At 60.4% G+C, this 8,492-nt stretch carries 7 protein-coding genes and 1 pseudogene; 1 reads left to right on the top strand and 7 read right to left on the bottom strand.

All coding sequences use genetic code 11. The annotated features are described in order from the left end of the window. Window positions 1-2 precede the first annotated feature (2 nt). Window positions 3-797, top strand: a complete 795-nt coding sequence (locus RTY00_RS14465) for a phosphate/phosphite/phosphonate ABC transporter substrate-binding protein (protein WP_312664916.1) — start codon at window positions 3-5, stop codon at window positions 795-797. Between the two features lie 65 nt (window positions 798-862). Here the strand turns inward: RTY00_RS14465 and RTY00_RS14460 are convergent, their stop codons facing one another. The 7 genes and pseudogenes from RTY00_RS14460 to RTY00_RS14430 all read right to left on the bottom strand — a co-directional run. Beyond that, window positions 863-2,203, bottom strand: coding sequence for an LLM class flavin-dependent oxidoreductase (locus RTY00_RS14460; protein ID WP_312664915.1), 1,341 nt, complete (start codon window positions 2,201-2,203; stop codon window positions 863-865). 10 nt (window positions 2,204-2,213) lie between these two features. After that, entirely contained in the window at window positions 2,214-3,821 is a 1,608-nt protein-coding gene (locus RTY00_RS14455) for an ABC transporter ATP-binding protein (RefSeq protein WP_312664914.1), read from the bottom strand. Then, the gene (locus RTY00_RS14450) at window positions 3,818-4,651 is read right to left on the bottom strand and encodes an ABC transporter permease (RefSeq protein WP_312664913.1); all 834 of its coding nucleotides are present in this window, start codon (window positions 4,649-4,651) and stop codon (window positions 3,818-3,820) included. The genes RTY00_RS14455 and RTY00_RS14450 overlap by 4 nt, the downstream gene beginning before the upstream one ends. Continuing rightward, window positions 4,648-5,640: an ABC transporter permease gene (locus RTY00_RS14445; RefSeq protein ID WP_061717675.1), complete on the bottom strand. Its 993-nt coding sequence runs from the start codon at window positions 5,638-5,640 to the stop codon at window positions 4,648-4,650. Before RTY00_RS14445 ends, RTY00_RS14450 begins: the two co-directional genes overlap by 4 nt. 13 nt (window positions 5,641-5,653) lie before the next feature. Then, entirely contained in the window at window positions 5,654-7,267 is a 1,614-nt protein-coding gene (locus tag RTY00_RS14440) for an ABC transporter substrate-binding protein (protein ID WP_312664912.1), read from the bottom strand. A 36-nt stretch (window positions 7,268-7,303) separates the two neighbouring features. Further along, window positions 7,304-7,828 carry a GNAT family N-acetyltransferase gene (locus tag RTY00_RS14435; protein ID WP_312664911.1) on the bottom strand — a complete coding sequence of 175 codons (525 nt, stop codon included), beginning with the start codon at window positions 7,826-7,828 and terminating at the stop codon, window positions 7,304-7,306. Between the two features lie 225 nt (window positions 7,829-8,053). Further along, window positions 8,054-8,492, bottom strand: a pseudogene (locus RTY00_RS14430) (ABC transporter substrate-binding protein); the annotation flags it as partial.

Genomic DNA, 8,492 nt, shown 5'->3' with positions numbered 1-8,492 from the left:
GGATGCACAGGATGCCCACGCTTTCGTTACCGATGTACGACATCAATCATCAGGCAACTATCGGCCTGACCTCAGCGCTAACGACGCTGCTGCAACAACGCGGCGTGCAGGCTGAAGTTAGCTGGCCGCAGGATTTACTGCCGCACTGGCGCGATGACCAATTGCTGCTGAGCCAAACCTGCGGTTATCCGCTGGTGGAACTGCTGCCCGATGTGCAGCTGGTTGGCACCTTTCACTCCAGTGCGCAGGGCTGCGACGGCATGCGCTATCGCAGCTGGCTGGTGGCGCGCAGCGCAGATGAAAACCTGACGCTCAGCGATTTTCGCGGTCGGCGCGCGGTGTGCAACAGCAACGATTCGCACTCCGGCTTCAACTCGCTGCGCTACGTAGTTGCCCCGCTGGCGCAGAACGGAAAATTCTTCAGCAACACCCGATTTAGCGGCAGCCATCGTCAGTCTCTGGCGGCGTTGCGGGCCGGCGATACGGATATCGCGGCGATTGATTGCATCACCTGGGCGCTGCTGCGCCGCAATTATCCAGAGGAGTTGACCGGGCTGGAGATTATCGGCGAAACGCCGCCGTGCGCCGCGCTGCCGCTGATTACGTCGGCCAATACCGATGCGGAAACCCTTGAGAAACTGCGCAGTGCGTTGAGCGAGCTGACCAGCGATAAGCGTTATCAGGATCTGCTGGCGGAGAGTTTGATCAGCGGGTTCAGCGTGAGCTATCGGGCGTTTTATGACGAAGTAAAAGAGTGGAAAGATCGCGCCGCCGCGCTGGGCGTGACGGCGTTGTAACCATCTTTATCGATTGGAACGGTCGCCATTAATGGCGACCCTACGGGAAATCTACCTGACCAATATCACGCTACCTGCTGACTGCTACGCTGCACCGCGAACTGGTTTTCCGGCTCGGCCAACCCGAGATTCTTGCGCAGCGTCTCGCCTTCATACTCTTTGCGATAAATACCCCGCGCCTGCAACAGCGGAATCACCTGTGCCACGAAATCATCAAACGCGGTTGGCGTGCCGCCGCGCACGATAAAGCCGTCGGTTGCGCCCTGCAGGAACCAGTTCGCCAGCCCTTCCGCTACCTGCTCCGCCGTACCGAGGAAACTCGGGCGCGGCGTGGCTTCTTCCAGTGCCGCCTGGCGCAGCGTTAAGCCTCGTTCGCGGGCGTTCTGTTTGATCTTGTCGGTGGTGCTGCGGAAGCTGTTGCTGCCCAATTCGCCAATGTCCGGGAAAGGGGCATCCAGCGCGTATTGACTGAAATCGTGATGCTCGAAGTAGCGGCCAAGATACTCCAGCGCTTTATCGATGGTCACCAGTTCGGCGGTTTGCTGATAGCGACGCTCGGCATCGTCCTCCGTTTCACCAATAATCACGCTGATGCCCTGGAACACACGAATGTCATCGGCATCGCGCCCGCGCGCCACCAGCCGGCGACGCACGTCTTCACGGAACTCGCGCGCCTGCTCCAGCGTTTCCTGCCGCGTGTAAATGGCATCAGCGGCTTCTGCGGCGAAGGCTTTGCCAGCTTCCGAAGCGCCCGCCTGGAACACAATCGGACGTCCTTGTGGTGAGCGGCCAACGTTGAGCGGTCCCTGCACCGAGAAGTAGTGCCCTTGATGATTCAGCGTATGCAGCTTGTCGGCGGCGAAGAATTCCCCGCTCTGTTTGTCGCGCACAAAAGCATCGCCTTCCCATGAATCCCACAGCCCTTTCACCACCTGCAAATATTCGCTGGCAACGCGATAACGCTCGTCATGCTCGGGATGCGTGCTGCGCGAGAAATTTTTCGCCGAGCCTTCCAGCGGCGAGGTCACCACGTTCCAGCCAACGCGACCGCCGCTCAGATGGTCGAGGCTGGCAAACTGGCGCGCCACGGTAAACGGCTCGCTGTAGGAGGTTGAAAGCGTGGCGACCAGGCCGATTTTTTTGGTCACCAGCGACAGCGCCGACAGCAAGGTGATCGGCTCAAAACGGTTGAGGAAGTGTGGTATCGACTGCGGCGTGATGTACAAGCCGTCGGCGACAAACAGGAAATCGATCTTCGCCTGCTCGGCTTTGCGCGCCAGATCCAGCACGTAATCGATGTTAATGCTGGCATCCGCCACCGCATCGGGATGACGCCATGCCGACATGTTGCCGGATACGCCCTGAATAATCGCGCCCAGCCGCAGCTGGCGTTGTGTCTGACTCATTCTGCTCTCCTTAATATGCGTTCGCGGGCTGCCAGTCGGGAATGACCGGCAGCGCCTGTAACAGTTTTTGCGTCCACGGATGCTGCGGCGCGGCGAACACCTGCTGCAGCTCCCCGCTCTCCACCACTTGCCCGTTCTGCATCACCAGTACGCGATCCGCCAGATGCTGGATCACGCCGAGATCGTGAGAGATAAACAGCAGCGCGGTGCCGTGTTCGGCCTGCATGTCAGCCAGCAGATCCAGCACCTGCGCTTGTACCGAAACGTCGAGCGCGCTGACCGGTTCATCGGCCACCAGCAGCGCCGGATTCGGTGCAAAGGCGCGCGCAATCGCCACGCGCTGACGCTGGCCGCCGGAAAGCTGTTGCGGATAACGCTGCAGGAAGCGGTCGCCAAGCTGCACTTCATCGAGCAGCTGCCGCACGCGCTGACGCCGCGCATCGCCGTAAATCCCGGCGCTATCGAGGCTTTCGCCGATAATTTTTTCCACCGTGTAGCGCGGATCAAATGAGCTGAACGGGTCCTGCGCGATCAGCTGTAGCCGCGCACGCCGGGCGCGACGCGCTTTCTCCGGCAGACGATCCCAGCGCTCCCCTTCCAGCAGTAGCGTGCCGCTGTCCGGCTCGGTTAAGCCCATCACCACTTTCACCAGCGAGGTTTTGCCAGAGCCTGATTCGCCGACCACGCCAAGCGTTTCCCCAGCGTGCAGCGTGAAGTTGATGTCGTTGAGCACCAGACGATCGCCGTAGGCTTTGTGCAGGCCGATGCCTTCCAGCAGCGGTGCGCTGCTGCGTGTCGGGCGTGGCGGCAGCGGCGTCGGTTCAGCCGCGCTGAGGCGCAAACCGCGCGTGGCGGGCGTCGGCACCGCACGCAGCAGACGCTGCGTCCAGGCGTGTTGCGGACGATTGAGCAGCGGGCCGCTGTTGCCCTGCTCCACCACTTCGCCATCGCGCATTACCAGCACGCGATCCGCCAGTTCCGCTACCACCGCCAAATCGTGGCTAATCAGCAGCAGGCCGTGGCCGTCGCGGCGGCGCTGCGCCAGCAGTTGCAGGATCTGGCGCTGCACCGTCATGTCCAGCGCGGTGGTCGGTTCATCAGCAATCAATAATGTTGGCGTGCCGGCCAGCGCGGTAGCAATTAACGCACGCTGTCGCTGTCCGCCCGAAAGCTGATGCGGATAGCGTTCGAGGCGGCTTTCGGCATCGTGAATGCCCGCCGCCTTCAGCAGTTCAATGCTTTTGTCCTGCAAATGGCCGCGATGACCGGCAGCGCTTAGCGCATCACTCAGCTGCTGACCAATGCGGCGCAGCGGATCGAGCGACACCAGCGCGTCCTGCAACACATAGCCAATGCGACGACCGCGCAGCGCGCGCCAGTCGCTGCGGCTGGCGTGGCGCATATCGCGTCCGTCGATGGTGAAACGGTCGGCGGTTAACACCGCGCCTTCCGGCAGCAGGCCAAGCAAGCTGCGCGCGGTCAGGGTTTTGCCGGAACCGGATTCTCCGACCAGCGCCACCGATTCGCCCGCCGCGACTTGCAGATTGAGGTTTTTCACCACCTGCTGCGGCCCGAAACGGATCGAGAGATTCTGGATATCAATAAACGGCTGGCTCATGCGGTTCGTCCTTCAAAACGTGCCTGCCAGTAACGACCGAGCGTATTAACCGCAATCACCGTCAACGTGATAAACACGCCCGGCCACACGGCAATCCACCACGCGTTACGCAGATAGTTGCGTCCTTCCGCCAGCATCAGGCCCCACTCGGCGGTCGGCGGTTGCGGCCCCATGCCGAGGAAACTCAATCCGGCGGTGCCGATAATCGCGGTGCCGAGCCCCAGCGTGGCCAGCGCCGGCACCTGCGCAATGGCGTGCGGCAAGATGTGGCGGGTGATCAGCGTGAAGCGCGACAGGCCAAAGGTGCGCGCCTGCTCAACGTAGCCGGAGGTCATTACGCTGTAGGTTTGTGCCCGCACCACGCGGGCAAAACGCGGCACCGACGCGACGCCGAGCGCGATGATCAGGTTGTTGGTGCCGGGCCCGGTAAAGGCGATCAGCATCAGCGCCAGCAGCAGATCGGGAAAGGCGGAGATCACGTCCACCGCGCGGCTCAGCAGCTCATCAACCACGCCGCGCGCCAGCGCCGCAACCAATCCCAGCAAGGTGCCAAACACCACCGCCAGCGCCATCGCCGCCACACTGATCAGCAGCGAATAGCGGCTGCCGTAGATCACGCGTGTCAGCAGATCGCGTCCCAGCTGATCGGTGCCTAGCCAATGCTGCGCCGACGGCGGCAGCTGCGCGTTAACTGGATCGGCTAGCAGCGGATCGCTGTGCGCCAGCCACTGCGGCGCGATCACCGCGATAGACAAAACAATGAGAAACAGAATCGCCGCCCACACTGCGGCGGGCAGCGCAACCGGAAGACGTTGCAGCACGGCAATCATGATTTGCTCTCCCCGCGCAGACGCGGATCAATCCACAGCGACAGGATGTCAACCAGGGTGCTCATCACCACGTAGATCAGCGCCGAGAGAATCGCCACCGCCAGCACCACCGGCAGATCCTGCGCCAGCACCGCATCGACGGTGAGTTTGCCGAGGCCGGGACGACCAAATACCTGTTCGGTAATCACCGCACCGCTGAGCAATCCGCCCACCAGCCAACCGGTCAAAGTCACTGCGGGCAACGCCGCATGACGCAACGCGTGGCGCAAACGAATAGTGGTTTCTCCCACGCCCCACGCGCGCAGCGTCAGGGTGAATGGCGCATCCAGCGCACGCTCCAGCTCGCGGCGCAGCAGCTGAGCGATCACCGCGCCCTGCGCCAGACCGAGCGCCAGCGCCGGTAGCACCAGCGACGACAGCGAGCGATCGCCCGCCACCGGGAACCAGCGCAAGGTGAAACTGAAAATAAACAGCAGCACAATGCCCATCCAGAAAGAGGGCGTGGACGCCAGCAGCAGTTCGACGCCGTTAGCCACGCGGCGACCAATGCGGCGATGCGCGGTGCCGACGGCAATCACCACCGCAAAAATAATGCTAACCAGCAGCGCCGCCAGCGTCAGTTTGATGGTGGGCCACAGCTGCGTGGCCAGCAGATGGCTGACTTCAGTGTTGAGCATGTAAGAACGACCAAAATCACCGTGCAGCACGCGCCACATATAGTGCAGATATTGCCACCACAGCGGTTCGTTCAGGCCCCATTCGGCACGGATCGCCGCCTCAATCGCGGGCGTACGCAGCTGCTCGCCGATCAACAGGCTGACGATATCGCCCGGCGCCAGATGCACGCCGAGAAAGGCCAGCGATACCGCCGCCCACAGCACCAGTACGCCGCCCAGTAGACGGCTGACGATGCGGCGCGTCAGGTCGCTGCGCCACACCGATGGCCGACGCGCGCGTGGCGTGCGGGTGACAATGCTTTCCAGACTCATCTTCGCCTCCTGATTAGTGGTCGCTGAGCCAGATGTCGTACGCGTTCTCCGGCATCTGTTTAAAACTGCGGAAACCGGCACCGTGCACGTAGCTGGCGGTGGCGATCTGGTCTTCGGGTTCATACAACGGGATCGCCAGCGCCTGCTGTGGCAGCGCGTATTGCTGCAGCTGGCTGTAGAATTTACGGCGCTGATTGATATCCAGCGTCGCTGCTGCCTGATCGAGCCAGCCGTTGATTTGCGGGCTGTTGACGCGGCTGTAGTTAATCGGCCCGCCAGCTTTCACCGGGCGATAGTGGTTTTCGATATCGATACCGTCGGTTTCGGTGTTCGAGTTAGCAATCGAGCCGAAGTGGCCGGTGTTGCGCACGTCGGTGTAGGTGCCAGAATCGACGTAGCGCAGTTTGAGGTCCACGCCGAGACGCTGACGTGCCTGCGCCTGAACTGCCTGCAGCAATACATCGCGCTGATCGCGCACCGTTGCCTGCGCCTGAATCACCTCAATGCTCAAACGCTGGCCGTCTTTGGTGCGGAAACCGTCGCTGTCGCGCGTTTGCCAGCCCGCTTCGTCCAGCAGCTGGTTGGCGGCGGCGGGATTGTTACCGTACTGACCTTCAAGATCGTTGTTGTAGAGCGGATCGACCGGCGAAGTGATGCCCCACGCGCGGGTGCGTTCACCGCGATACACCGACTTGAGCAGCGGATCGATATCCAGCCCTTGCAGTAATGCCTGACGCACTTTCACATCCTGCGTCGGCCCGTATTCCACGTTGAGGAACAGCGAATACGGCGTGCCGGTATTCAGCGCGTGCTGATAGGTGAAGTCGGGGTTGTCTTTAAATTCGCCCGCGTCATTGCCAGAGATGCCTTCAATCGCGTCCAACTGACCGGACAGCAGCGCGCCGGTGCGCACCGAGGATTCCGGCAGAAAGCGATAGGTGACGCGTTCGAGATACGCCGGACCTTGATGTTTGGCGGTGGCGGGCGCCCAGTTGTAGTGCGGATTGCGCACCAACGTCACCTGCTGGCCTTTCTCGTAGCTCTCGATAATAAATGGCCCGGTACCGGCGATCTCTTTGCCACCGGCTTTCAGCTGCGGTGAATTCCAGCTGGCCGGCGCCAGAATCTGCAATTTGGCGGCGAACGACAGGAACGGCGAATAGCCCTGCTTCAGCGTGATGGTAACGGTGTGATCGTCCGGCGTCGCCACGCTGGCAATGCGTGCGCCCAGGGCGCAAATGCTGCTACCGGCGCAATACTTCGCATCCTGCACATGGCGGAAGTTCTCGGCCACCGCGTTGGCATCCAGCTTCTCGCCGTTGGAGAAGGTGACATCGCGACGCAGGCTAAAGCGATACGATTTACCGTCCGGACTAACCTCATAACTCTCTGCCAGCCAGGGTACGAAACTGCCGTCAGTACGGCGCGCCAGCAGCGATTCCCACACGTTGCGCAGCGTCACTTCCGCTTTGGATTGCCCATTTAGCTGCGGATTAAACGGTACAGGTTCGGTTTCGACGCCAAAGGTTAAGCTGCCGCCGCTGCGCGGTTGCTCAGCGGCGAACAGTGATGCGCTTCCCAGCAGGCAGATGACACCCAGCGCGAGAGTGATTGGATTCGCTTTCATAAGATCCTTGGTGGTTGCAGGTGCTTTTTTAGTTGTTCAGGCGATTTTGGCGATGGGTTGATCTGCTGGCGGGTTGAATTCCTTTTTCAGAAACACCAGCGCTTCGCCTAATGGATTGGTCCGGTGATGAAACGGTTGATAACCGCGGCGCAGATAGAGCTCGCTCAGCCATGGATGCTTGATGGCGGTGGCGAGATAGACGCCCGGCGCTTTCAGCGTCTCTTTCAGCAGAGTTTCTTCGGCGTAGGTGATGATGTCGCGGCCAAAGCCCTGCCCTTTGTAATCAGGATCGACAGCAAACCAGTGGATAAACGGCAGCGATGAAGGTGCATTTTCATCCTGCTGCCACGGAAAACGCACCGTGACGGTCGCTACCGCGCGTTTCCATTTGCGCAGCACCAGCACGGTTTCCTGCTCGATGACGCGGCGCACCTGCTCGACGTTGCCCTGTGAAATAGTGAAATGTACATCCATCGCCACCAGCGCGGCGTAGGCACGCTGCAACAGCGCAAATATTTCTTCCGCATCGTCGGGCTTGGCAACTTCAATTAGCTGACTCATGGTGACCGTTTCCTTATTCAATCCTGCCGAAAGTATTAAAATCCGGCGGATTAAAGTAAACCGAGAATAACGGCAATCGATTTGTTGAATATGGGAAATGGTATTTTATGGCGATGCAATAATCCGCACGGAAATAACCATCGCGTAGGGTCGCCATTAATGGCGACCGTTGGGTGCAAATGTGAAAGTCAGGTCGCCATTAATGGCGACCCTACGGAGTCAGAATTACGGTTTCGTTATCCAGATATCGTAAACGCTTTCTGGCATCTGCTTATAGCTGCGGAAACTGTAGCCATGCACGTAGCTGGCAGTGGCTAACTGATCTTCCGGTTCATACAGCGGCACTGCCAGCGCCAGCTGCGGTAAAGCGACCTGCTGCAGTTGGCTGTAGAAATCGCGACGCTGCTTGAGATCCAGCGTGCTGGCGGCTTTATCCAGCAAGCCATTGATCTTCTCATCGTTGACGCGGCTGTAGTTAATCGCGCCGCCCTGAGCAATCGGACGATAGTGGTTTTCGATATCCACACCATCGGTTGGCGTGTTCGAGTTAGCGATAGTGCCGAACTTGCCGCTTTTACGCACATCCGCGTAAGTACCAGAATCCACGTAATTCAGCTTGAGATCCACGCCAAGACGCTGACGCGCCTGCGCCTGAATCGCCTGC

The organism is Pantoea sp. CTOTU49201 (assembly GCF_032054795.1).
GTDB lineage: Bacteria > Pseudomonadota > Gammaproteobacteria > Enterobacterales > Enterobacteriaceae > Pantoea > Pantoea symbiotica.
Note: the sequence above shows the minus strand (reverse complement) of the source record. Positions and strands in the feature narration are given on the sequence as shown.

Bases quoted from the DNA above. Each gene is read 5' to 3' on its own strand.
- RTY00_RS14455 (WP_312664914.1), bottom strand. From the start codon at position 3,821: ATGAGCCAGCCGTTTATTGATATCCAGAATCTCTCGATCCGTTTCGGG.
- RTY00_RS14460 (WP_312664915.1), bottom strand. From the start codon at position 2,203: ATGAGTCAGACACAACGCCAGCTGCGGCTGGGCGCGATTATTCAGGGC.
- RTY00_RS14435 (WP_312664911.1), bottom strand. From the start codon at position 7,828: ATGAGTCAGCTAATTGAAGTTGCCAAGCCCGACGATGCGGAAGAAATA.
- RTY00_RS14440 (WP_312664912.1), bottom strand. From the start codon at position 7,267: ATGAAAGCGAATCCAATCACTCTCGCGCTGGGTGTCATCTGCCTGCTG.
- RTY00_RS14465 (WP_312664916.1), top strand. From the start codon at position 3: ATGCACAGGATGCCCACGCTTTCGTTACCGATGTACGACATCAATCAT.
- RTY00_RS14445 (WP_061717675.1), bottom strand. From the start codon at position 5,640: ATGAGTCTGGAAAGCATTGTCACCCGCACGCCACGCGCGCGTCGGCCA.
- RTY00_RS14450 (WP_312664913.1), bottom strand. From the start codon at position 4,651: ATGATTGCCGTGCTGCAACGTCTTCCGGTTGCGCTGCCCGCCGCAGTG.